At 28.8% G+C, this 26,195-nt stretch carries 19 protein-coding genes and 1 riboswitch; of the genes, 2 read left to right on the plus strand and 17 right to left on the minus strand.

Annotated features, from left to right (window positions below; genetic code table 11):
* Positions 1 to 71: 71 nt before the first annotated feature.
* From cmrR to ACTG46_RS17600, 6 genes are all read right to left on the minus strand, one after another.
* Positions 72 to 749: a response regulator transcription factor CmrR gene (cmrR, locus tag ACTG46_RS17575; RefSeq protein WP_054271713.1), complete on the minus strand. Its 678-nt coding sequence runs from the start codon at positions 747 to 749 to the stop codon at positions 72 to 74.
* Positions 750 to 1,323: 574 nt separating this feature from the next.
* Positions 1,324 to 1,407: riboswitch (cyclic di-GMP riboswitch) on the minus strand.
* Between the two features lie 231 nt (positions 1,408 to 1,638).
* The gene (locus ACTG46_RS17580; RefSeq protein WP_054271715.1) at positions 1,639 to 2,472 is read right to left on the minus strand and encodes a phosphate ABC transporter substrate-binding protein; all 834 of its coding nucleotides are present in this window, start codon (positions 2,470 to 2,472) and stop codon (positions 1,639 to 1,641) included.
* A gap of 202 nt (positions 2,473 to 2,674) precedes the next feature.
* Positions 2,675 to 4,459, minus strand: a complete 1,785-nt coding sequence (gene pepF / locus ACTG46_RS17585) for an oligoendopeptidase F (protein ID WP_167639831.1) — start codon at positions 4,457 to 4,459, stop codon at positions 2,675 to 2,677.
* A gap of 65 nt (positions 4,460 to 4,524) precedes the next feature.
* Positions 4,525 to 5,190, minus strand: a complete 666-nt coding sequence (locus ACTG46_RS17590) for an MgtC/SapB family protein (RefSeq protein ID WP_054271717.1) — start codon at positions 5,188 to 5,190, stop codon at positions 4,525 to 4,527.
* Positions 5,191 to 5,339: 149 nt separating this feature from the next.
* A complete protein-coding gene (locus tag ACTG46_RS17595) occupies positions 5,340 to 5,501 on the minus strand; it encodes an aspartyl-phosphate phosphatase Spo0E family protein (RefSeq protein ID WP_161803447.1) in 162 nt (53 codons plus the stop codon).
* A 77-nt stretch (positions 5,502 to 5,578) separates the two neighbouring features.
* Positions 5,579 to 6,088, minus strand: coding sequence for a Gx transporter family protein (locus ACTG46_RS17600; protein WP_054271718.1), 510 nt, complete (start codon positions 6,086 to 6,088; stop codon positions 5,579 to 5,581).
* Positions 6,089 to 6,294: 206 nt separating this feature from the next.
* On the opposite strand from ACTG46_RS17600, the gene ACTG46_RS17605 reads away from it, so the two are divergent.
* Both ACTG46_RS17605 and feoB read left to right on the plus strand, forming a co-directional pair.
* Positions 6,295 to 6,513: a FeoA family protein gene (locus ACTG46_RS17605; RefSeq protein WP_021386230.1), complete on the plus strand. Its 219-nt coding sequence runs from the start codon at positions 6,295 to 6,297 to the stop codon at positions 6,511 to 6,513.
* A gap of 17 nt (positions 6,514 to 6,530) precedes the next feature.
* Complete coding sequence (feoB, locus tag ACTG46_RS17610) at positions 6,531 to 8,474, plus strand: ferrous iron transport protein B (protein ID WP_407814953.1); 1,944 nt, start codon at positions 6,531 to 6,533, stop codon at positions 8,472 to 8,474.
* A 386-nt stretch (positions 8,475 to 8,860) separates the two neighbouring features.
* Here the strand turns inward: feoB and ACTG46_RS17615 are convergent, their stop codons facing one another.
* The 11 genes from ACTG46_RS17615 to ACTG46_RS17665 form a co-directional block, all read right to left on the minus strand.
* On the minus strand, positions 8,861 to 12,502 hold the full coding sequence (locus ACTG46_RS17615) for an EAL domain-containing protein (protein ID WP_479923317.1): 3,642 nt from the start codon (positions 12,500 to 12,502) through the stop codon (positions 8,861 to 8,863).
* 649 nt (positions 12,503 to 13,151) lie between these two features.
* Positions 13,152 to 13,955 carry a pyrroline-5-carboxylate reductase gene (proC, locus tag ACTG46_RS17620; protein ID WP_054271721.1) on the minus strand — a complete coding sequence of 268 codons (804 nt, stop codon included), beginning with the start codon at positions 13,953 to 13,955 and terminating at the stop codon, positions 13,152 to 13,154.
* 297 nt (positions 13,956 to 14,252) lie between these two features.
* A complete protein-coding gene (hypD, locus tag ACTG46_RS17625) occupies positions 14,253 to 16,622 on the minus strand; it encodes a trans-4-hydroxy-L-proline dehydratase (RefSeq protein ID WP_054271722.1) in 2,370 nt (789 codons plus the stop codon).
* A gap of 4 nt (positions 16,623 to 16,626) precedes the next feature.
* Positions 16,627 to 17,535 carry a trans-4-hydroxy-L-proline dehydratase activase gene (locus ACTG46_RS17630; RefSeq protein WP_054277647.1) on the minus strand — a complete coding sequence of 303 codons (909 nt, stop codon included), beginning with the start codon at positions 17,533 to 17,535 and terminating at the stop codon, positions 16,627 to 16,629.
* A gap of 344 nt (positions 17,536 to 17,879) precedes the next feature.
* Positions 17,880 to 18,959, minus strand: a complete 1,080-nt coding sequence (htrA, locus tag ACTG46_RS17635; RefSeq protein WP_054271724.1) for a serine protease HtrA — start codon at positions 18,957 to 18,959, stop codon at positions 17,880 to 17,882.
* Between the two features lie 153 nt (positions 18,960 to 19,112).
* Positions 19,113 to 20,462 (minus strand): glucose-6-phosphate isomerase, encoded by a 1,350-nt coding sequence (locus tag ACTG46_RS17640; protein WP_479923318.1) that lies wholly within the window; start codon positions 20,460 to 20,462, stop codon positions 19,113 to 19,115.
* A 350-nt stretch (positions 20,463 to 20,812) separates the two neighbouring features.
* The gene (locus ACTG46_RS17645) at positions 20,813 to 22,441 is read right to left on the minus strand and encodes a Na/Pi cotransporter family protein (RefSeq protein WP_054277650.1); all 1,629 of its coding nucleotides are present in this window, start codon (positions 22,439 to 22,441) and stop codon (positions 20,813 to 20,815) included.
* A 123-nt stretch (positions 22,442 to 22,564) separates the two neighbouring features.
* Positions 22,565 to 24,169, minus strand: a complete 1,605-nt coding sequence (locus tag ACTG46_RS17650) for an NAD(P)/FAD-dependent oxidoreductase (RefSeq protein ID WP_479923319.1) — start codon at positions 24,167 to 24,169, stop codon at positions 22,565 to 22,567.
* A 47-nt stretch (positions 24,170 to 24,216) separates the two neighbouring features.
* The gene (locus ACTG46_RS17655; RefSeq protein ID WP_054271728.1) at positions 24,217 to 24,534 is read right to left on the minus strand and encodes a hypothetical protein; all 318 of its coding nucleotides are present in this window, start codon (positions 24,532 to 24,534) and stop codon (positions 24,217 to 24,219) included.
* Positions 24,535 to 24,538: 4 nt separating this feature from the next.
* Entirely contained in the window at positions 24,539 to 24,904 is a 366-nt protein-coding gene (locus ACTG46_RS17660) for a hypothetical protein (RefSeq protein WP_054271729.1), read from the minus strand.
* 80 nt (positions 24,905 to 24,984) lie between these two features.
* Positions 24,985 to 26,022 carry a YecA family protein gene (locus ACTG46_RS17665; RefSeq protein ID WP_479923320.1) on the minus strand — a complete coding sequence of 346 codons (1,038 nt, stop codon included), beginning with the start codon at positions 26,020 to 26,022 and terminating at the stop codon, positions 24,985 to 24,987.
* Positions 26,023 to 26,195: the final 173 nt, after the last annotated feature.

Below are 26,195 nucleotides of genomic sequence, written 5' to 3' on the forward strand. Positions count from 1 at the left end.
TGCATCAACCACATCTCTTTCATAGTAGTACTAAATAAAACAAGAACTATTTATTGATTACAGCATCTCACTTACGGTACAAACTTATATCCTTTTCCCCATACGGTTTGAATGTATTGATGTTCTCTGCTTAAAGAATTAATTTTTTTCCTCATCTGTGCAATATGAACCTGTACTGTATGTTGTTCTCCAATATCAGGCATTTTCCAAACTTGATTATATATTTCTATTTTTGAGAATACTTGTTCTTTATTTTCAGCTAGAAACAGCAGTATTTCAAACTCCATGGTGGTTAAGTCGATACTTTTTTCGTCAAAAGTTACTTTTCTTGAATTCACATTTATTACTAAAGATGAAAACTTTAACACATTAGGAACTGATGTAATATTTTTATATTGCCTCATACGCGCATATATTCTAAGTTCAAGTTCTTTTAAGCTATATGGTTTTGTTATATAATCATCCCCTCCAGCTAAAAATCCCTGAACTCTTTCTTCCTCATGTTCATAATTAGATAAAAATATTATAGGTATGTTAACCTTTTCTTTTATAGCATTGCATACTTTATATCCATCTAAGTCTGGCAATGAAATATCTAGAATTATACAATCTAAAACCACACTTTCTACTATCTTCATAGCACTTTTAGCTGTCTTAGATGTATATACATTAAAACCTATATTTGAAAAATAAATTTGATTTATATTTAAAATATCAACATCATCATCTACAACTAGTAAGTTATACATTACACCACTCCATTCAAAAATATTTCAATCATAGTCTCAGATTTTAATTATTACAAATTATGATGTTTTATTTTTTATATAACTGGTATTATTATTTTATAATATCTTTACAAACTAGACTATAAAACTTAAGTATTTTTGAATAATTCTTGAATATTGTATTAAATATTAAGATTCATTATTAAATACTAATCAAAGTCTCCGATTGTTGGAAAATGGAGCTTAAAGCAATTTTATATTATAAATTTATTATTTCTCTAGAAACTTGTCAATAAGCCAGTTTGAGTATTGATTTATATGGTTTATATAGTTATAATATAAAATAAATTGGATTATTTTGGTAAATGTATTGTTACAAAATGTTTATATTTCATGTCTTAATATTTATAAAGACTTTATTTTTTTATTATAATTGCATTATACTTTTTTAAAAATTCCCCTTTTCCAACAAATGGCTACTTTAAAAGCCAAATTTCCACGTATCAAATTAAATCTAACTACTAATGCAATAGTTTTTAGATTTTTAAATATTTTTGTTAAATTTAAAACAAAAAAAGGCTATGCAATATAAGATTATATTCATAGCCGGTTGCACCACTAACTCCATATACCTCTAGATGCCCAATAATAAGGTATACTTCTCAGTTTCTAAAATATTTTTGTTAAAAAATTTTAATACATTTTAATAAATTTCCTTTTTATTCTAACATTGTAATATTATTTTGTCAATATTCCAATATTCTTCAGAGATAATGTACTAAAATATCTATTATGTAATTAAAATGTTTATATTTATACCACCAATAATAGACAATACCCTGCAAGTAGGCAACATTTTTAGGTGCTTATCTCACAGGGTACTATATCTATTTTATATTAAATATTCATCTTATTGATTAACTTTAATAAATCCTTTCTCTGAAACAAGAGCTTGTCCTTCATCACTTAATATATAATCTATTAAAGCTTTGCCTTTTTCTGATAAGTTATCTTCTTTATTAACTAGTATAAATGGTCTTGATATTGGATATTTATTAGCTATTACATTGGCATCAGTTGCTTCAACATCATTTACTTTTAAACTATTCACTTTTTCATCAACATATCCAAATGATATATATCCTATAGCATTTTCATTTCCTTCAACTGTAGTTTTTATATTTCCTGAACCATCGCTTATTTGTGCATCTTTAGTTAATTCTTCTGACTTGAATCCTACAATTTCTTGGAATCCATCTCTAGTTCCTGAACCTTCTTCTCTTGATACAATTACTATTGGTGCATCATTTCCTCCTACGTCTTTCCAGTTAGTTATCTTTCCTGTATAAATACCTTTAACATCATCCATTGTTAGATTTTTTACTGGGTTAGCAGTATTAGTTATTAATGCTATTCCATCTATTGCTATCTTAGTTTCCTTTAATCCAGCGCTTTTTTCTTCATCTTTTAAATCTCTTGAACTCATTCCTATCTCAGATGTTCCTTCCATAGCATTTTTTATACCTCCAGAAGAACCAATCTGTTGTACTTCTACACTAACACCTTCATTTTTTTCTTGAAACTTTTCTCCTATAGTCTCCATAAGAGGACCTATTGAAGTCGAACCTGAAACGGAAACCTTATTTGAGTCTCCCGAACCTCCTGAACCAGAGCCACATCCTACTGCTAAAACTCCAACTAACATTGTACTAGCTAAAAGAACTCCTATTTTCTTTTTAAACATTTCACTTACCCCCGCTTATATTTTAATTTTTTTGTTTTCATATTTTCTATATTTTAATAATACATATTTTTTGTTAAGTGAATATTAGAGCGAGGTTAAGTAAGTGTAAATATTGTTAAATGCATGTAAAAATTTAATTTCATAGGGTATATTCTAAATTAATTTAATTTTTTTAAGTTGTCTTTGATTGATTTATTATATTCTATAACTCTTTTTCTAGTTTATTAACTAAACCATCAAATACATTCAAAGCTTCCTCTATAGACTCTTTTTTTGTCATGTCTACACCAGCAGATTTTAATTGTTCTAGAGGATACTCTGACCCTCCACTTTTTAAAAAGTTTATATATCTATCTACAGCAGTACTACCTTCTGAAAGTATCTGTTGGCTTAAAGCACTTGCAGCCGAAAATCCTGTAGCATACTTATATACATAGAAGTTTGAATAAAAATGAGGGATTCTAGCCCACTCTATTCCTATTTGTTTATCTACTATTGCAGATTTTCCATAATACTTTTCATTTAATTTATAGTATATGTCAGTAAATTCATCAGCAGTAAGTGGCTCTCCACTCTCTACCCTTCCATGTACAATTTTCTCAAATTCAGCAAACATAGTTTGTCTATGAACTGTAGTCCTAAATTGTTCTAAATAATAATTTAATAGATATATAGTTTCGTCTTTAGACTTAGAATTTTCTAGTAAATAATTTATAAGAAGTAATTCATTTAAAGTAGATGCAACTTCTGCAACGAATATTTTATAGTCCGAATATAAAAATGGCTGACTTGTTCTTGAATAATGACTATGAACAGAATGCCCTAACTCATGAATTAAAGTAAATAGAGAATTAAGGTCATTTTTATAACTCATTAATATATAAGGGTGCGAATCATAACTTCCCCAAGAATAAGCTCCTCCTTTTTTACCTTCATTATCATATACATCAATCCAACCTTCTTCAAATGCACTTTTTATAACTTTCAAGTACTCTTCTCCCAAAGGCTTAAGTGCCTCTAATATGATATCTTGTGCTTTATCATATGGTATATCCATGTCAAACTTATCTGTCAAAGGAACATATAAATCATACATGTGTATTTCATTTAGACCTAAAAATTTCTTTTTAAGTTCAACATATTTATTCAAAGTAGGGAGACTTTCATCTATAGCTGATATAAGATTATTATAGACATCCAAACTTACATCATCTGAAAATAAAGAAGCTTCTATTGCCGAATTATATTTTCTAGTTTTTGCATAAAATATTTCTGACTTTACACCACCATAAAGTGTTGATGCAAATGTATTTTTATATTTTCCATAAGTTGAAAATACGCCTTCAAAAGCATCTTTTCTAACTCTACCATTTTTACTTTTTATAAATAAAGAGTAATTAGAATGAGAAAGCTTAACTTTATTGCCTTCTTCATCTTCAATCTCAGGAAATTCCATATCTGCATATGTTAACATATCATATACATTTTCTGGAACCGTCGATAATTCTGATGTAGCTGCAAGTATTTCTTCTTCTTTCTCACTCAAAGTGTGAGGTTTATCCCTTAATATATCCTTGATATACTTTGTATAAAAAGATAACTTCTCATCCTTTAAATATTCATTCAATTTATTCTCTTCTATAGCCAGTATTTCTGGAACTATATAAGAAGTAGCTACACCCAAATCAGTCGATAACATCTCTGTCTTAGTAGCTCTACCTTGATTGTCATTAATTCTAGTGTCTTCATGTTGTTTCATATGAGTATATACATATAGATTTTGAACAATTCTAGATGCATTTTCAGAAATATTTAATACTTTATATAAATTCTCTTTACTCTCAGAAACTTTCCCTTTATATTCTTTTACTTCTTGAATAAGACTTTTTACTTTGCTTATATCTTTTTCGATATCTTCTTTACTAGAATACATCTTATCTATCTTCCACTTATACTTTTCTTCTATTTTACTTCTATCAGTTTCCATATAATACACCTCTATTTTGATTTGATTTATATTTTATTCTCTTTACAAAATATATTGTATATATTTTAGTCCAAATAATCTACATTTATTACTCCTTCTATCATATTTATTTCTTTCATAACATCATGTAAGTGTATTCTCTTGCCATAAGATACAAAAAAATTAACCTTCCAGTATTCTTCATTACGACATTCTATTTCCATGTTTCTTACAATAAGTTGACTTTTTTCAAATTTATCATATAAAAAAGGTATTGAATCCAAATTACTTAATTTTAATATCAAAACATTTTTTTCTTGACTGAATAGAAAAGTATTTATTATCCTAAGTACAAATAATGCTATCATTACAAATAGCCCACCTAAAATTGATAATTCATAATAACCATAACCTACTGCTATTCCGATACATGCAGTTGCCCACATCCCAGCAGCTGTAGTAAGCCCCTTTACTCCACCTTTATTTTTTAAAATTGCTCCTGCTCCTAAAAAACCAATTCCAGATAATACCTGAGCAGGCATTCTTGCTGGGTCGGCATTTGTATATAAATTATAATCAGAAAACAACTGAATTGAAGTTATTGAAACAATACAAGAACCTATTGCTATTAATATATGTGTCCTAAATCCTGCAAATTGCCTTATTTTTTCTCTCTCTAAACCTATTATTCCTCCAATTATTAGGGCTAAAAATAATCTTATTGCTATTTCCTTACTTCCTATATCAACCATAATATAAACCCCTCCTGACTTAATCATAATTATGTCCTACAGATAATTTACACACCAGAAATACTATTTTATATCTTAATATTATTATTAATATATGTAAAATATGGCTATCTGTTAATTTTTGATACAAAAAAACCCACAACTGTGGGCTATTTGCTTAAGTACATGTATTTATTTATTAATATATCTATTTTCTTACTTGATTCTACTAACTCTTCTTGAAATATTTCTGGATATTCTATGTATGTATTTATCTCTTCTCTAACTGCTTCAATCTCATTTTTTAACGCTTCTAATTCACTGTTCGCCATAATAATCACCACTATTACAAATTTGTATATTTTTATATACATTTTATCAAACAATATTATATTTTGTCAATATTATGTCAATAAAACTTACTATAAAAATGCTCCAGCTTGGGTACTGTATACCTAGACACTAAGCCTACAAACATACCCGTTACTAATGATGCCATTAACATAAATGGTAAGTATCCTATAGCAAGTATATTTTCTATGATTAAACTTGCAACTATTAATTGACCTATATTATGTCCTATTGCACCTATGATACTTATCCCTATCAATGATAGACCTTTTATTTTACTTGCTAAATACATAAATAAAAGACTTAGATAAGCTCCTCCTATACTAAATAGAAGATAGGACAAAGGACCTGCGAATATTGATGACAAAATTACCCTGATAGTAACAATTATAACAGTATCTTTGACACCTAACAACATTAATGAAATTAAAGTTATAATATTGCTCAAACCCAATTTTGCCCCTGGAAATATAACTATAAGAGGATTTGGTATATATGTCTCTAATACATATAAAGCTAAACTATACCCTATCATAAGACCTAAAAATGTCATTTTTCTAGTTTTCATTAAGTTAATTCCTCCAAATTTTATCTATCATCTTACATTATAATACAAAAGATATAAAAACACCTAATTTAGATTAAAATATTTTTCAATTTATTTAGAATAAATATTAGGGGTCTCAGTGTTCAATTGCCTCTATAATTCTTGACTTTTTGTATCATACTTGTTACAATTTTAATGATAATGAATTTCATTAGGAGGTGCTAATAATGACTGTTTACGATTTAAAAATAGGAGAAAAAGGACTTATTAATAGTATAGATGGAGATATTAAATTATCTAAAAGATTACTTGCACTTGGATGTATAAATAGTACTGAAATAGAAGTTAAAAAGGTTGCTCCATTTGGAGACCCAATTATAATCAGATTTAGAGGCTTTGACCTTGCTATTAGAAAATCTGATGCTAAAAATATTTCTTTACAATAATAGAGGAGGAGCTACCTGTGATTAATGTAGCATTATTAGGAAACCCAAACGTTGGTAAAACTACTGTTTTCAACCTACTTACAGGTTCAAATCAATATGTAGGTAACTGGCCTGGTGTTACTATAGAAAAAAAAGAAGGATTTATTGGGAAAGAAATAAAGGTTGTAGATTTACCAGGTATATATGCAATGGATACTTTCTCAAATGAAGAAAAGGTTTCTAAATCATATTTAGAAAATGAGGATGTTGATGTAATAGTGAATGTAGTTGATGCATCTAACTTATCGAGAAATCTCTACTTAACGACTCAACTTATGCAATTTAACAAACCTATAGTCATACTTCTTAATATGTTAGATATAGCAGAATCTAAAGGTATTAATATAGATGCTAAAAAATTAGGTGAAGAACTTGGAGTAATTGTTGTTCCAATTATTGCAAAGAAGAAAAATGGTGTTGAAAAAATAGAAGAAGAAATTAAAGAAGCTACTCAAAAATCTTTTATATATCAAACAAACTTTGGAAGTGAAACGGAAACATACAAAAAATTAGAATCCATTTTATCGAGATGTACAAAAACTACATATACAGAAAAAAAATCTATCAGTGATAAAATAGACAATATAGTTTTAAATCCTATATTAGCCTATCCAATATTTATTGGTGTATTGTTCCTCTTATTTAAATTTACCTTTGATTGGGTTGGAGGACCATTACAAGAGGGCTTTGCTGGTCTTATAGAAACTTATATCTCTACACCTGCTAGTGATATGTTATCTAACTCTAGCCCTTGGTTTAAATCACTTATAGTTGATGGTATAATTGGAGGTGTTGGTGGGACTTTACCATTCTTCCCTTTAATATTCACATTATTTTTTGGTATATCATTGTTTGAAGATAGTGGATATATGTCAAGAACAGCATTTTTAATGGATAAAGTTATGAGAAAAGTTGGCCTATCTGGTAAAGCTTTTATACCTATTGTTATGGGTATGGGATGTTCTTCTCCAGCTATAATGGCAACTAGAACATTGGAAAGTGAAAAAGATAGAAGAGTCACAGCTCTTATTGCACCACTTATGACTTGTGGAGCAAAACTGCCTATATATGCACTATTTGTAGCTATATTCTTCCCACATAATGCTGCCTTAGTAACTACATCACTATACTTAGTTGGTATAGTTATGGCAATAGTAATTGCACTATTCTTAAATAAAACAGCATTTAAAACAGAGTCTGAACCATTTATATTAGAATTGCCAGAATATAGAATACCTACTATAGATGCACTTATTAAAAATACATGGAATAAATCAAAAGGTTTCTTAATAAGAGTTGTTACTGTTATGTTTGCAATGTCAGTTGTAATTTGGGGACTTTCTTCATTTAATGTTTTTGGATATACAGAAGATATAAATGTAAGCTTTTTAGCTACCTTAGGTCATATTATAGCCCCTATATTCAAGCCTCTTGGTTTTGATGATTGGAGAACTTCAGTTGCTATTTTAAGTGGCCTTGGCGCAAAAGAAATCGTGGTAAACTCTTTAAACATACTATATGGTAATCTAACTGTTGTATTGCCAACAATATTTAATGGAGTTACTGCATATACTTTCTTGATATTTACTGCTTTATATACTCCATGTATAGCTGCACTTGCAACTATGAAAAAAGAATACGGCAATAAAATGATGTTTGCATCATTTGCATATCAGTTTATATTAGCATGGGTAATGGCATTTATAGTTAAAAGTATTGGTGGAGTATTATTTATGGGTAATTCAATAATGGAAGCTTTGATAGGTGGAATAATTATAGTTCTTGCATTTGTGATTTTATTTAATAAATTCAAGTCTACAAAGAATGGAGATAGCTGTAGTGGATGCTCTGGTTGTTCTGGATGTCCAAGTTCTAATTCTTGCTCAGATGAGAAAGATAATAAAAAAAGCAGTACACACTAATATATGAATATTTTAATTTGAAAATAAATTTAAGGGACTATCCTTTAAAGATAGTTTCTACAAAAATCTTATTATAACAATAAAAGAAGCCATCACACAAACAATTTTAAATTGCTCTGTGATAGCTTCTTTTTTTATAAGTATAAAGAGATATTAAAAAAAGTATTATAGGGATTTATTTTTAATTATTGTCAATCTATTTTAATCTATTAATTATAGACTTGTTCATGTTATTTTCTATCAACTAATATATTATCTAATTTCTCTTTTGCAGTCATTTGTCTAGTAAAAAAATTAACTAACACTAATTTTCTAATTTTATTGTCAAATATAATATATTTTCTTTTCATTAACTAAGAATACCAGAATCACTAAATTTTAGTAGTCTATATTGTAGCCTTATGTTTATATTTTGAAATATCAGTACAGCAAACTAGAACTGCGTCTTTCTCACCCTCCCATTTCATTTTTGAAGCTGCTGAATTTACCCATCTATCTAATACCTCAGAATAAATTTCTTCTGATGCATAATGAATTTCATCATTAAAGTTATTTATAGGACAATTTTCGCAAGGTTCCTCTGAACCGAACGCCATTTTATAACAAGATTCTCCAGTACTAAGCCCTAATTCTTGAATTGCACGATTTACATAAAGTACTTCATAAGTATTAGGGTCAATAACATAAACATGTCCATTTAGGTTTTCTACCATCTCTTCATAATTCTTGTAGCTAGTTCGTAATTTTGTTGTTGTAGTGTTCTTAATTAAAAATACAGAAAGAATTCGAGAAATGTATCCAATAATAGCAATCTCCTCTCCTGTCCAACTATAATTCTCTCTACATACGTCAAAACCAATAAAACCAGTCATAACGCCTTCATTATATATGGCACAATGAAGAAGGGATTTTATTCCTTGTGGAGCACAAATATTGCGAATCTCAGGTGTTGTATTTTCAATGTCTTTACAACAAAAAATACCTTCATTACTGTATTGACTTATATATGAAGTAATCTCTCCTAAAGGAATATTTTGTAAAGAATCAATTTCAGATGAAATACCTGGAGCACACCATTCATATGTATTACTAGTCTGTTGTTTTTTTTCATCAATTTCAAAAATGTATACTCTATCCATGTTATATCTTTCACCTAATAAATTTAATATACTTTGAATGCTTTTAGATACATTTTTTGTTTCATAAAGCATTTCAAAAACACGAAAAGTTATATCATTTTGAAAATATGTATTTAAAAAATTAGTTGTATATTCTACTTGGTTGCTATTATCCAAAAGAGAATTGGTAATATTGTTGTCATATAAAGTATATCTATCTTTTCCATTATTTTTGGAATTATAAAGAGCAATATCAGCAAAACGATAAAGCATATTAAAAGTATCACCATGTTCAGGATAGAAAGATATTCCGACACTTCCTGAAATTTCATACTTACTTACAGCACCATAATAAGATAATCTAAGTGATTGAGATAAATACTCTGCTTTACTTCTAATTATATTACTATCTGTATAAGGAAAATACACTGCAATCTCGTCACCACCTATTCTTCCAATCATATCTGTTTCAGGAAAAACACCACTTATTTTATTTGCTACATCTATTAATATATTATCACCCAACTGATGACCAAGAGTGTCATTCAATCCTTTAAAATTATCAATATCTATAATAAAGAAAGCACCTAATTTATTATTGGATGATTTTAGAAATTGGTCAATTCTATTTTTAAATTCAGCTTTATTTAATAATTTCGTTAATGGGTCTAACTGTGATTTTATAATTAAGTCATCTAATTGTTGTTTTTGTGCATTAATATTAGAAAATACACCTACAACTCTAATTATATTTCCTTTACTATCAGAAATAGCAGTTGAACGACAATTCATCCATAAGTAATTCCCCTTAATATCCTTAATTCGATAACTAGATACCGAATATCCTGGTTTTTTATATGTATTTACAATCCATTCTTCAAAAACTTCTAAATCATCTGGATGAATCTTATTACGTACTTCCCTGTTAGCAGTAATATTCCTTGTAAAAGGCGAATATCCAAATAAGGTTTCATACCTTCCAGAAAATATAATTGTATCTGATTTAAAATCCCATTCAAACATAATATCATCACTTTGTTCTATAATAATACGATATTTTTCTTCACTAATAAGAAGTGCTTCTTTGGTTTCTTGTTCAGATGTTATAGATTCTTCCAATTCTTTTATTTTATTTTCTAGAGATTGCTTTAATTGTACAGTTTTATCCAATTCATCTGTAACATCTTGAAATGCATATAAACCAACAGGTCTTCCTTGATTATCAATAATACATGAAGAACGCCCTTGTAACACAATAATCTTTCCATCTTTACGAATAGCACGAGTTTGAAATTTCAATGGCTTTCCACTAGATATAAGTTCCTCTGCATTCTTCTGAACAATATGCGCATCATCTGGATGTGTAAATGCAACTATACTTTTATTAAATACTTCTCTAAATTCTTGTCTAGTGTAACCAAGGTATTCTAATGCACGGTCATTGACATACTGAACTGTTGCTTCTCCATCGAGATAACCTTTCATTAGACCCATGTCAATATTTTTACCTAGCGTATAAAGTTCCCAATTATCCATTTGAAATTCTTGTGGAATTACATAAATATGAGATTTATCCTGTTTTTCTTCAGTCTTTCCACTAATATGTTTCTGTATATCTTCAATAACAGAACCACTATTAATAAAATCGATATAGTTACTAGCAGGCATTGGCTTAGCATAAAAATATCCCTGTCCTAAATCACAGTTTAACTTTTGAAGAAATTTTACTTGTTCATCATTTTCTACGCCTTCCATAACTGATAGGATACGTAGAGATTTAATCAATTCTATAACTTTAGCGATAATAATCTTTCCCTTATCTGTATTAGTGGATGCATTTAAAAATGCTTTATCAATCTTGACAATATCAATTGGAATATCTTTTAAATAATTAAGAGAAGAATAAGCACTTCCAAAATCATCTAGAGATACTTTAAAGCCAAGCATTTTAAGTTCAGAAACAATTTCAATTAATTTATTAATGTTGTCTGAAAATAAATTTTCAGTAAACTCAATTTCAATCATATGAGTAGAGACACCTATTCGATTTACAGTTTGAAAAATTTTTTCAACTAATTTATCTGTTTGTAAATGTGCTTTAGAGAAATTAACTGAGATAGGAAGCTGTGGGATTCCCTTTTCTTTGCTACATTTTAGGAAATGGCAGGCCTCCTCCAACATAAAAAAGTCAAGTTGTCTAATAAATCCGTTTTGCTCCATGATTGAAATAAACTTATCTGGATAAATCATACCTAACTCAGAACTATTCCAACGTACAAGTGCCTCTGCTCCAACAACTTCACCCGTTTTAATTAACAATTTTGGTTGTAAATACATTTCAAACTCATGATTTTTCAATGCAAAGTCCATCATAAATGTAATTTGTTTTTTCCATTCAACTTCCTGACTCATTTTATCATCATAAAAGCTAAATGTATTCAAGGTATTTCCCTTAGATTTTTTACGAGCATAGTTTGCTTTATCAAGTAATGCAGAAAGTGTTATGGCATCATCTCTAACCACAATAATTCCTGCACTTGCAACTAAATTATAATGTGGTGGAAGAATATTCTCCAACGCCTTCTTTAAGTCTGTAAGTTGCAAAAACATTTGTGATGCAATTACTTGATTGTCTGTATGCAAACAGAATAAAAAATGGTCCGCATGAACTTTACAGAAAATATCATCTCCTTGAAGATGTGTATTAAAATGTTCACTTATCTTTTCTAGTGTTGAATCTCCAGCCTTATACCCAAAGAAGTCATTTATATAATTAAAATTATCAAAATCTAATGTAATTAGTGTTAATGCCTGTTTAGTAGTTTTAATTTTCTTTAATTTTTTTCCTACTTCTTTATAAAATTCTTCTGAAGCAAGCTGGTGGTTTTTTTTATGATTTTCATTACACATACAAATCACCTCTTTTTATCTTTTAAATTTACTTTTTACATAAATCAATATGTGCTCATTGTAATAAAATAAAAAAGCTTACTTCATTTTTGAAAAATAAAATAAGTTCATTAAATTCAAGCTCAAATTTTTTAAATTTGTCTTAATATTATTTTTTAATGTCAATAGGTCCCATTAAAGAAACACTCCAACATAAGACTTGATTAAAATATATCTATAAAAAACATTACATAGTATCTAGAAATAGGTGATTTATTATTGTAATTATTTTAAAATGTCATTAACTTTTCACTAGAAATATGAATAAATATACATCTTCTCAATACCTATTTTAATCTTTCATTAACATCTATTACTTTATCAATATTATGAATACATATTTATAATATTATATAACAAAATACAATAAAAGAATAGATTTTACTAGTTATTTATAGAAAGATTATATTATAGAATAAAATCAAAAATATCAACTCTATAGATAAATTTGTATCTAAATAAATTAGCATCTATTTACATAATTTAAAAGGAAAAAATATAAGAAGTCCTTCTTTTTATAAAATATATTTACTAATATCTATAGAAAATGTCTCAAAACAAACTAAAGAATTTATTTTGAGACATTTATTTTTACATTATTCTTAATTTACTATTTACTCATATCTTTAGATTTATCTGTAGCAGCAACAATAGATTTTATAACTGCTGCTCTAAACCCTTCTTCTTCTAATACTCTAACTGCTTCTATAGTAGTCCCTGCTGGAGAACAAACCATATCCTTTAATTCACCTGGATGTTTACCAGTTTCAAGAACCATCTTAGCTGAACCCATAACTGCTTGTGATGCAAATTTATAAGCTTGTTGTCTTGGCATACCAGCTAATACTGCTGCATCTGCCATAGCTTCTATAAACATAAACACATAAGCAGGAGAAGACCCACTAACACCTGTAACAGTATCCATTAAATATTCTGATACTATCTCTGCCTCTCCAAATGATTCAAATAAAGCCTTAATCATATTTAATTCTTCATCAGTCACATTATTATTTTTACAAAGAGCTGACATACCTTCCCCAACAAGAGCTGGAGTATTTGGCATTACTCTTACTATTTTTTTATCTGAACCTATAATATTTTCCAATGCTTCTATAGTTTTTCCTGCTGCTATTGACACTATTATTTTATCTGCATCTATTAATTCTTTAAGTGGAGCTAAAGCTTTTTCACATATATTAGGCTTAAGTGCCACTAATATTACATCAGAATTTGAAACAGCTACCTTTGAATCAGTCGTAGTGTTTACTGAAAATTCTGCTTTTACTTTATCTAAAGCGATTTGGCTTAAGTCTGATACAGTTATATCTTCTGCTTTTACTAGACCTGATTTTACTATACCACCTATCATTGCACTTCCCATATTTCCTGAACCAATAAATCCTAAAGTTTTCATATCAAATCTCCTTTTTTCTATTAGTTTTTATTTTAAAGTAGCTAAATTAACTATATTTTAACTGCTTAAAATTGTCTTATACACATAAAACTTAATATTATTAATATAAATTATTGCTCTGTATAAAGCTTATTAAATATAAATTTAACGATTTTTTCATTAAACTTAACGAGCTAACTTCCAATTTAGAAAGTTAGCTCATAATTAATCTGAAATTTTTTAAATGGTATCTATAGTATATACTCTATTATACCAGTTGTGTTTTTACATAGTAATAAATTTTGTTTACAAACAATCCTAGAATGTTTGCTCAGTTCTTCCTATTATCTCATCTTGTAGTGTTCTACTTAGATTATTGAAATGGTCACTATATCCTGCAACTCTAACTATTAAGTCTTTGTAATCTTGAGGATTTTTTTGAGCCTCTAATAATACATTTTTATCAAATACATTGAATTGTATATGATGCCCATCCATATTAAAGTATGCTCTTACTAGATTAGCCATATTATCCAATCCTTTTTCCCCTTGAACTACTGATGGCGCAAATCTTTGATTTAATAATGTTCCACCAGTTTTTATATGGTCCATCTTAGCACAAGATTTTATAACTGCTGTAGGTCCATTAGTATCTCCACCTTTTTCAGGTGAGATTCCCTCTGAAACTGGTTTTGCACAAAGTCTACCATTTGGACTTGCTCCCATAATTTCACCAAAGTATACATGACAAGTTGTTGGTAACATATCTACTCTATATTCTCCACCACAAACAGTTGGTCTACCAGTTACCTCATTATAATATGTGTTGAATATATCTTGCATTATTTCATCAGCATAATCATCATCATTTCCATATTTAGGAGTCTTATTTGAAACTAAATTAAGTATAGCTTCATATCCTTCAAAATTAGCATCAAGTGCTTTAAGTAATGTATCCATATCAAATTTTTGCTTATCGAATACGTTGTATTTTATTGCTGTTAAACTATCTGTTATAGTTCCTATACCAACACCTTGTATATATCTAGTGTTGTATCTTGCTCCACCTCTTTGATAGTCTTTGCCTTTTTCTATACAATCATCAACTATTGTAGACATAAGTGGGCAAGGCATGTGTTTTGCACATATATTTTCTATTACAGCATTTCCTTCTATTTTTATATCAATCATATAGTGTAATTGCTTTTTAAATGCCTCAAATAATTCCTCATAAGATTTAAAACTTCTAGGGTCTCCAGTTTTTATACCTATTTGCTTTTTGCTAATTGGGTCATATCCATCATTTAATGTTAATTCAAGTATTTTTGGAATATTCATATATCCAGTTAAAACATATGCTTCTTTACCAAAACATCCAGTTTCAACACAACCACTAGTTCCACCAAGTCTTGCATCTTCTATAGTCTTTCCAGCTTCCATAAGTTCTTGCACTATTGCCTCAGTATTATAAAATGCTGGTTGACCCCATCCTTTTCTTGATATTTCACAAGCTCTCTTTAAGAATTTCTGAGGAGTTTTTTTACTTATTTGAACGTTTGAACTTGGTTGTATCAACTTCATTTCATCCATAACATCAAGTATTATATAACTAACTTCATTAACACCATCTTGACCATCTGGATTTATTCCACCAGTGTTTATATTTGCGAAGTCTGTATATGTGCTACTTTCTTTTAATGTTATACCAACTTTTGGTGGTGCTGGTTGATTATTAAATTTAACCCATAAACATTCAAGTAATTCCTGCGCTCTATCTCTATCTAGTATCCCACTTTCTACATCTCTTTCATAGAAAGGATTTAAATGCTGGTCAAGTCTTCCTGGAGTAAAAGCATCCCATATATTAAGTTCAGTAGTAACCCCTATATGAACGAACCAGTACATTTGTATAGCTTGGTGATAAGTTTGTGGTTTATGAGCTGGTACAACATCACATGTTTCAGCAATTAGTAATAAATCTTTTTTCTTAGCTTCGTCTGTTTCTTCTTCTGCCATTTGTCTTGCTTTCTCAGCATATCTCTTACCTAATATCACCATTGCATCACAAGCTATTGCCATAGCTTCCAAATCAGCTTTTTTATTATATGCATCTAAATCATTAAGAAAATCTAATTCTTTTAGTCTTGCTTCTACATCTTTCTTTAAATCTAAAAACCCTTTTTTATATATTGTATCTCCACAAACTGTGTGCCCAGGAGCTCTTTGCTCCATAAACTCTGTAAACATACCTGCTTCATATGCTGCTAGCCATTCTGGTGTCATTGCATTTATTATTTTTTCTCTTGTTTGTCTCTTTTTCCAAAAAGGTATTATTTCTTCTTGTTGTATTTTTCTAGCTTCTTCAGATACACTGAAATTTATTATATCTCTGTTATGCATTACATCTAAATCTTCTAATGTATGACAACAAATTTCTGGGTATGTTGGTGCTCCATTAGGAGAATCACCTTTTTCACCTACTATTAATTCGCCATCATTTATGCTAAGAGTTCTATTCTCAATATAATGCTTAAATGATAAAGCACGAAGTACAGGAATCTCTACACTTCCCTCGTATTTTTTATAAGCTTCTGTCATAAGTACTGCTCTTTCAATAGATATGTGTGGTTCTGCATTAACACTTTCTTCTCTTAATTTTTTAGTTCTCTCAAAAGTTCCTCTTGACATTTTATTACCCCCCAATCTTAGTATTGAAATTACTTGCTTCAAACAGCCTTTTTATTTCTTCTAATTTTTCTTCAGTTGGTCTTTGTAACTCTTCTCCCTCATACTTTTTATAAATTTTATCATACTTGTGTTTTCCAATATTATGATATGGAAGAAGACTTACAGCTTTTATATTCAAAGGCTTTAAAAATTCTATCATTTTTTTAACCTCTAAATTTTCATCATCTACATTTACCCCTACAATTAGCGGTATCCTTATATTTATGTTAGCTCCTAATTCACTCAAAAGTTTGACATTTTTTAATATCAAGTCATTTGATTTTCCTGTAAATTTTATGTGCTTTTCTTCATCAATAAGCTTAATATCATATAAAAATAAATCTGCACATTTTGCAACTCTTTCATAATTTTCTGACTTTGCGTAACCACAAGTATCAATTGCTACATGAATCCCCTTTGATTTGCACATATTTATTACTCCACAAATAAAATCCATGTCTTGAGCCATTACTTCTCCACCTGATAGAGTTACCCCTCCACCTGATTCTTCATAGAAAATTCTATCTTTTTCTATCTCTTTAACCAAGCTTTTTACAGAATACTCTTGACCGACAATCTCTCTTGCATTGTTTACACAATAGTCTAAGCAAGTTTCACAAAATTCACACTTATCTTGGTCTAAACATATTTTTGTTTCACCTTTGAAAATTGCTTTATGAGGACATATGTTTATACATGCTTCACATCTTGAACATCTTTCTTCATTATACAAAACTTGTTTTGTATATGTTTGACTCTCTGGATTATGACACCAAACACATTCAAGTGGACATCCTTTAAAAAAAACTGTACTTCTTATTCCTGGTCCATCATGTATACTACATTTTTGTAAATTTATAACTAATGGATTCATAATTTTTCACCCCTAAATAATATCCATTCCATTTTTTCATTATTATGCAATTCATCTTCATATACTACATCTATGAAAAGCATTTCTACAATTACATAATACTATACTTGTTATTATTTTGTCTATATTTTTTTAGTGATATTAAAAAATTTTATTTTATTATGATATTTATATTGATTTTATAAATTAAATTTAAATATTTATTAAATTTATTTTTATAAGTAAATATAGCTATAATACATAAACAATATATTATTTTTGTTAATTTAGATATATCTGCTATAAAAATTAAATAAAAATAGAGACTACACTTTATCATGTAGTCTCTACCTTTATAGTCATATTTAGAAATTCACATTTATTGTTACTGCTTTTCCGCCTCTATTTACTGTAATTTTTGTACTAGCTCCTTTTGAGAAAGTATATAGTTTTTTATTTAGGTCATTCATACCTGTTATATTTGCATCTCCTACTTTAGTTATAATATCTCCTACTTTTACTCCAGCTTTTTCTGCTGATGAACCAGATATTACTTCTGCAACATAAACTCCTTTATCAGTACTTAATTTTGTACCTGTAGCTGCTTCATAGTTTGATACATCTGTACCTTTTATACCTAAAGTCACTTTTTCATATTTTCCAGTTTTTATTACTTCTTCAACTATGCTTTTAGCTGTATTAATTGGTATTGCAAATCCTAATCCTTCTGCTTGAGAAGCTTTCGCTGTGTTTATACCAATTACTTGACCTTTTTGATTTAATAATGGTCCTCCACTATTTCCTGCATTTATACTTGCATCAGTTTGTAATAAACCAGTCATATTAGTTTTTTCTGTTTGTATAGTTCTATCTAATCCACTTATTATACCTTGAGTAACTGTTTTTTGGAAATCTAATCCAAGTGGATTACCTATTGCTATTGATATATCTCCAACTTTTACTTTATCACTATCGGCAAATTCTGCTGGTGTTAATCCAGTTTTATCGACTTTAACTATAGCTAAATCAAGTTGCTGGTCAAACCATACGACTTTACCTGAAGTTGTTGAACCATCATTAAATAGTACATTTACACTTGTAGCCTGACCATCTGATATAACATGAGAATTTGTAAGTATATAACCATTTGAATCTACTATGATTCCAGTTCCTACACCTTGTGTTTCAGTTGGAATTGCAAACATATTATTAGTATCAACGCTAGTTGTCGTAATACCTACAACAGATGGTGTGGCTTTTTCTGCAACTGCTTGATAAATATTTTGACTCTTACCATCATCATTTACAACTATTGGCGTAGAGCTGCCTGTACTTTTACTTCCTAAATTATCTTTAACTAAAATTATTGTTAGCAAACTACTAAGTATTGAACTTATTATAGCGACTAATATTACTAAACTTATACCTTTCTTTCTTCTTGACATCTCATACCACTCCCTATCTAATATAATATAAATTATCAAAATATATTTTTCCCAATTTTTCATAAAAAAATGAAATCATCTATTTTGAGTAAACTCCTTTTCGATGATTTCATTATATTATTTTAATCTTAATTAAACCTTAACTATTTGAAATTATTTAAGTCTTTTTTCTAATTCTTCTTTTTCTTTTTCATAACCTGGTTTTCCTAGTAAAGCAAACATATTTTTCTTGTAAGCTTCTACTCCTGGTTGGTCAAATGGATTAACTCCCAATAAATATCCACTTATTCCACAAGCTTTTTCAAAGAAGTACACTAAATACCCAAAATTGTATTCATCCAATTGAGGTATATTTATTACTAAATTAGGTACTTTTCCATCTGTGTGAGCTAATAGAGTTCCTTCAAAAGCTTTATGATTGACAAAATCTACAGTCTTACCTGCTAGATAGTTTAGACCATCTAAATCTACTTCTTCTGAATTTATAGTTATATTTCTTTTACAGTTTTCAACATTAAGTACTGTCTCAAATAAAAGTCTTTTTCCATCTTGGATATATTGACCCATAGAATGTAAATCTGTTGAGAAATCTACAGAAGCAGGGAATAAACCTTTATTTTCTTTTCCTTCACTTTCTCCATAAAGCTGTTTCCACCACTCACTTACATAATGTAATTGAGGCTCATAGTTAACCAATAGCTCTACATCTTTTCCTTTTCTATGTAAAATTGTTCTAGCAACAGCATATCTATAACTATCATTACTTTTTAAATCAGGATTTTGAAATGCTTCTCTAGCATCATTTGCACCTTTCATCATAGCATCAATATCAAGTCCTGCAGCAGCGATAGGAAGTAATCCAACTGCTGTTAATACAGAAAAACGACCACCTACATCATCTGGTATTACAAAAGTCTCATACCCTTCTTCTGTAGCTAACTGTCTAAGTGCACCTTTACTTGAATCTGTTGTTGCATAAATTCTCTTTTTCGCTTCTTCTTTACCATACTTTTTCTCTAAATAGTCTTTAAATATTCTAAAAGCAAGAGCTGGTTCTGTAGTAGTTCCTGATTTAGATATTACATTTACAGAGATATCTTTACCTTCAATTACATCCAATAAATCCATAATGTATGTTGAGCTTATATTATGCCCTACGAAATATACTTCGGGAGCCTTTCTCTGCTCTTTTTTAAGTCCATTTCTAAAAGAATGGCTTACCATGTCTATAGCAGCTCTTGAACCTAAATAAGAGCCTCCTATACCTATCACCAAAAGAACATCTGAGTCAGATTTTATCTTTTCAGCTGATTTTTTTATTCTATCAAACTCTTCCTTATCATAATTTTCAGGAAGGTCTATCCAACCTAAAAAAGTATTTCCTAAACCTGCTTTATTATGTAACATGTCATGTGCAACATCTACATATGGTTGCATAACATCTATTTCGTTTTGACAAAAAAACTCCGTAGCTTTACTATAATCAAAATTTATTTTTCCCATTTAAATCCCTCTTTTCAGCATATTCGTTTTAAAGAGATTATAACACAAAATATAGGTGTTTTTTTTAAAAGTTTGCCACAAAATTGTACATATATCACCATTTGTTATCAGGAAATCGATTCTTCTAAATGCTATAACTATCTATAAATTATAAATTTTTAATCAAATAAAATTATGAAAAATCATTACTTATCTGAATTTTTAGTAAATACTAAAATATATTCATTGTGAATAGTTATGCACTCAAGATAACTACATTATAAATAACTAATTCAACAAAAAGAAACTCTAAACTTATCATTTAGAGTTTCTTTTTTTATTGATTTTCTATTTTAATTTTTATATTATTTTTAATCGTTTCCTAATCTCTTAGCTATAACTTGTTGTGCTATGTTGACAGCATGGTCAGATATTCTCTCTAGATTACTTATTACATCTAAATAAATAACTCCATTCTCTATACTACATAAATTATTATTCAATCTATACATATGATTAGCTCTACAAGATTTCTCCATTATATCAACTTGCTCTTCAATTTTTATAACCTTGCAAGCCAAATCTACATTATCAGTTCTCATTGATTCTAATGCATAAGTATATGCTGAAACAACTTTGTTGTACATAACATCAAGTTCAGATTGTCCTTCTTCGGAGAAAGAAATATTTGAATCTATTGCAACTTGTGATAATTCAGCTATATTTTTAGCATGGTCACCAATTCTTTCTATATCATTAACTGTGTTAAACAAGGTATCCACAACTTCTCTTGAATCATCATCTAAAGGTGCTTTTGAAAGTTTAAGTAAGTAATTCAAAATAGCTTTCTGTAAATCATTGATTAATCTCTCTCGTCTATATGTCTTGTCTATTTTTTCAGTTGAATGTTCTACTAAAGCTTCCATAGATGCATTTAAACTTTCCTTAGCCTTTTCACCCATACGAAGTGCTTCTTTTATCGTATTTGCAAGGGCTATAGAAGGAGTTTCTATCATTCTATCATCTATATATTTAATAGTCTTAGCTTCATCTTCATCTATATCGCCTTCTTTATCAGGAACAAGTTTTATTGCTAACTTTATGATAATCTTTGTAAATGGTAATAGTATTAAGACAGATATTATATTAAACAGTGTATGTGTGTTAGCTATTTGTCTTGCAACATTACTTGGGTCCCAACTTGTAACCAAGTTTACTACTGGTTTATTTAATAATATTAGGAATATCACCGTCCCTAAAACATTAAAGATTAGATGCATCATAGCTGCTCTTCGTGCGTTTTTATTGGCTCCAATACTCGATAACAGTGAAGTTACACAAGTACCTATATTTTGACCATAAAGAATTGGCAATGCTGCTGATAATGGCACTAGACCTTCTGCTGCCAATGCAACCAACATCCCCATAGATGCACTTGAACTTTGTATTATTGCTGTAATCCCAAATCCTAATAATAATCCAAGTAGTGGATATCTACCAAATGTAACTAATAAGTCAGTAAATCCTTGATAGTCTCTTAGTGGCTCAACTGCCATTTTCATAAAATCCATACCTGTAAATAATATACCAAAACCTATAAGTATTTCAGCTATATTTTTTATTCTAGGCTTATTTCCAAATAAATAAAGTATGATACCTATTCCTAATGCTACTGGAGCCATACCAGTTAAATCAAAAGATACCAATTGAGCTGTAACAGTAGTACCTATATTGGCACCCATTATAACTCCTATTGCCTGTTTTAAGGTCATTATACCTGCATTTACGAAACCAACAACCATTACAGTAGTAGCACTTGAACTTTGTATTACTGCTGTAACTCCTGTACCTACTAGAACTCCCATAAATAGGTTACTAGTAAGTAATTTTATTATCTTTTTTAGCTTTGTCCCAGCAGATTTTTGTAGACCTTCTCCCATAAGGTTCATACCATATAAGAACAGACCTAATCCACCCATTAGACTTATTATAATGTTCAAATTATTTCCTCCTTGTAAAGAGATTAATGTTTCTAAAAATTTTATAACCTATTGTATTTTATCAAATTATAGGAGTAGTAATGTTAAATTTATGTTAAATATTAAAAAATCATTAAATTTATGTTAAATTTTTGTATTATTACTGTATTTTTGTATTATTTTTTCTGCACATTTTATACCATCAACTGCCGCTGTAACTATCCCACCTGCATATCCAGCACCTTCTCCACATGGATATAGATTCTTAACACTTATTGACTCTAAAGTCTCCTCATCCCTTACTATTCTTATTGGAGATGATGACCTAGTTTCTACTCCAGTTAAAACAGCATCATACATCGCAAATCCATTCAGTTTTTTATCAAGAGATATGAATGCCTCTCTCATAGTTTCTGTTACAAAGTCAGGTAGACATTCACTTAAGTTTGTAAGTGTATATCCAGGTCTATATGATGGCTCAACACTACCTAAATTTGTAGAAGTTTTATTATTGATAAAGTCTCCAACAAGTTGAACTGGTGCATTGTAATTTTTTCCACCTAATTCAAAAGCTAATTTTTCATATTCTTGTTGAAAATGTACACCTGCCAGAGGATTATCACTTTTAAAATCTTCTGGAGTTATATTTACTAAAAATGCACTGTTCGCATTTACTTTATCCCTGGCATGTTCACTCATGCCATTCGTAACTATTTCAAAGTCATTGGATGCAGATGCTATTACACTACCACCTGGACACATACAAAAAGTATATGCTGTCCTTCCATTTGAAACATGCTCTATAAGTCTATAATCAGCTGCTCCTAATCTAGGATGATTGTAAAACTCCTTATATTGTGCTTTATTTATTAAATCTTGTGGATGCTCAACCCTAGCTCCTATTGCAAAAGGCTTTTGAATTATTTTTACACCTCTCGAATACAACATTTCATAAGTATCTCTTGCACTATGTCCAACAGCTAATATAACTGTATCTGTATCTATCTTTTCAGTATCATTTATTGTTACAGATTGTATAGAATCATTTGATACGACTACATCTGTCACTTTTGAATTAAATCTAACTTGACCACCTAGATTTATTATTTCATTTCTTATATTTTTAACTACATTTTTTAATATATCTGTTCCTACATGTGGCTTATGTGAGTACAATATTTCATCTGGTGCTCCAAATTGAACTAGCTCTTCTAGTACTTTTCTACATCGTATATCTTTTATTCTAGTTGTAAGTTTGCCATCTGAAAAAGTTCCTGCTCCGCCTTCACCAAATTGAACATTTGAATTATTTTTAAACTTTCTAGTTGTCCAAAAATCACTTATATCTTTAGTTCTATTGTCTACATCAAGACCTCTTTCAAGTATGATTGGTTCATAACCCATTTGAGCCAAAATCAGACCTGCAAACAAACCTGCTGGTCCACTGCCAATTACTAAAGGGCTATTCTTTAATTTTTTATCACCTATGGTTACATTTACATATCTGATTTCCTTTATTTTTGTTACATCTTTTAGTTTTGAACTGAGTATTTTATCTTCATCTTTAACTTCTACATCTACAGAATAAACAAACTCCATTTTTCCTTTTTTTCTAGCATCTATAGATTCTTTATATATACTATATTTAACTAAGTTTTTTTCTTTTATTCTTAGCTTCTTAAGTACAATATCTTTTAATAAAGATATATCTTTATCGATTCCAAGTTTTATATTAGATACTCTTAACATATTGTTTTCCTCTCTTAGATTGTAATATAAAAAAGCTAGGGTTATTCCTAGCTTTCTACAAATATAACTTCTATATTCTCTTTTACTAGATTTTCTACCCAAATCTCGTCTAACACAAAATTCTTTATTTTATTTACAACAATTGCTTTATCTAAATCTTTTTTCAAATTTTTTACTAAAACCATTGCTTCAACTGACTTATTCAATCTTTCAACATACAGAGAATTCACTTTAATTAATACAACCCTTAATTCACACACATATAAATCTTCACTACCTAAAGTGATTTCATCATCATATTTATACACACTAAATTCATATACATTTTCATAAGGTGTTATATTTTCTATTCCTACATAGTCCATTTATTTATCCTCTTTTAGTTATAAGACCTCTTATAACTTTCATGTTATTAAACACCTTCTCTAAGAAGTTTTCTGCTTCTTCATTATCTAAAAGATTTATTTCAAGATTCTCATTTTCTATAATATCTTTAGATTTACAGTATTCTTTTGCTATCTCTATTAACTCATTTTTTTTATCCATAGACAAATCAAACTCTTTATAGTCTATTATTATATATTGTTTGGTATCAGGTGATACACCATTATTATATCCTATTTCTATATGATAAATAACTGCATATATTTCTTCTCCATTGTACACAGGTACTGCTGGATTAGATTTTATAAAGTTCGTTGACACAGCAATTGCATTTCCTAAACTAAGACTCATTATTAATACCTCTTTCTCAACATTATACATATATTATACTATATATTCTTTATCTATGACTTAAAGCTTTTTATAATTAATTAAGATATTTTTAAATCTTTGTATCTTTTTCCTAATGTACTGGAACTTATATCATATTTTTTTGATATTTGTACTTGAGTTATAGGTTGTCCTGCTTCTTTCTTAACATAATATTCAACAGCAGCTGCCCAACCATTTTCAGCTCCTTTTATATTTTCATGTTTTTTCTTATAATCATTCCAAAACTCTATACAGGCATCTATATTTTCTTCTTCTACATTTTCTTTAAGAGTATCTAAAACTTTGCACTCTATTTCAGCTAATTCATTTTCTGAATTAACTTTTGTGCCTTTCTTATCTCTTTCTCTCTTTAAGTATTCAGCTATACTTGGGTCTAAAAGCTGTTGTATATACTTGTATAGTATATGTGTATGATAAATTAAGAAAGTCTTCATATCCTTGTATAAGTCTTGATATTGATTAAATAAATTCATAACATCTTTTAATATTATGTCTTTTACTTCATTTGATATACTTATAGTTACATCTATCAGTATGTTAGTTCCTTCAATATCAACAATTCTAGCTATCATACAACTTCCGCTTTTAAAACTTCTTAGAAGTTTTACATCTTCTGTATAAAGTTCATTCCCACTTAGACAATCTTTTAAGACTATTCTTCCCACAGAAACTTCTTTTACTTCATAAATACTTACATATGATTCAAAGAGACTCTTTAATATCGCTACTTCTGATTGACTTAGTTTTGCACCATTTTCTTCAAGAAAACCAACTGTCATTACCTTTTTATTTTCCATTATATGGTCTTGTATTAAATAAGTATTAAAAAATCTTTCAAATTTTTCATTTACACTATCATTTGGCATTATATAAAACATTTCTTTAGCTTTTTCACATTCGTCTTTGAATCTATCCTGTCTTGAATAATCATATAACTTTGAATATAAATCTGTATATTGTTTTTGTGAAAGTTCAGTTCTTCTGTATGCTCTTTCTGAAACAATATCTTTATTTAAACAACACTTCTTGTATTTTTTGCCACTTCCACAAGGGCATAGCTCATTTCTCCCTAACAATATGACTTCCACTCCCTTATTATTAAATTAAAGTACAATTTGTTATTATACCATTTTTTTATTAATCAATCTATAGTATAAATAAATATTCTCTTAAATTCACTTATATTTTGGTATAATATATTAACTTTAATTAGGATTTCGATAAAATCACTAACAATTCCTCTTGTAGA

The sequence above is a fragment of the Clostridioides sp. LIBA-7678 genome, assembly GCF_056716065.1.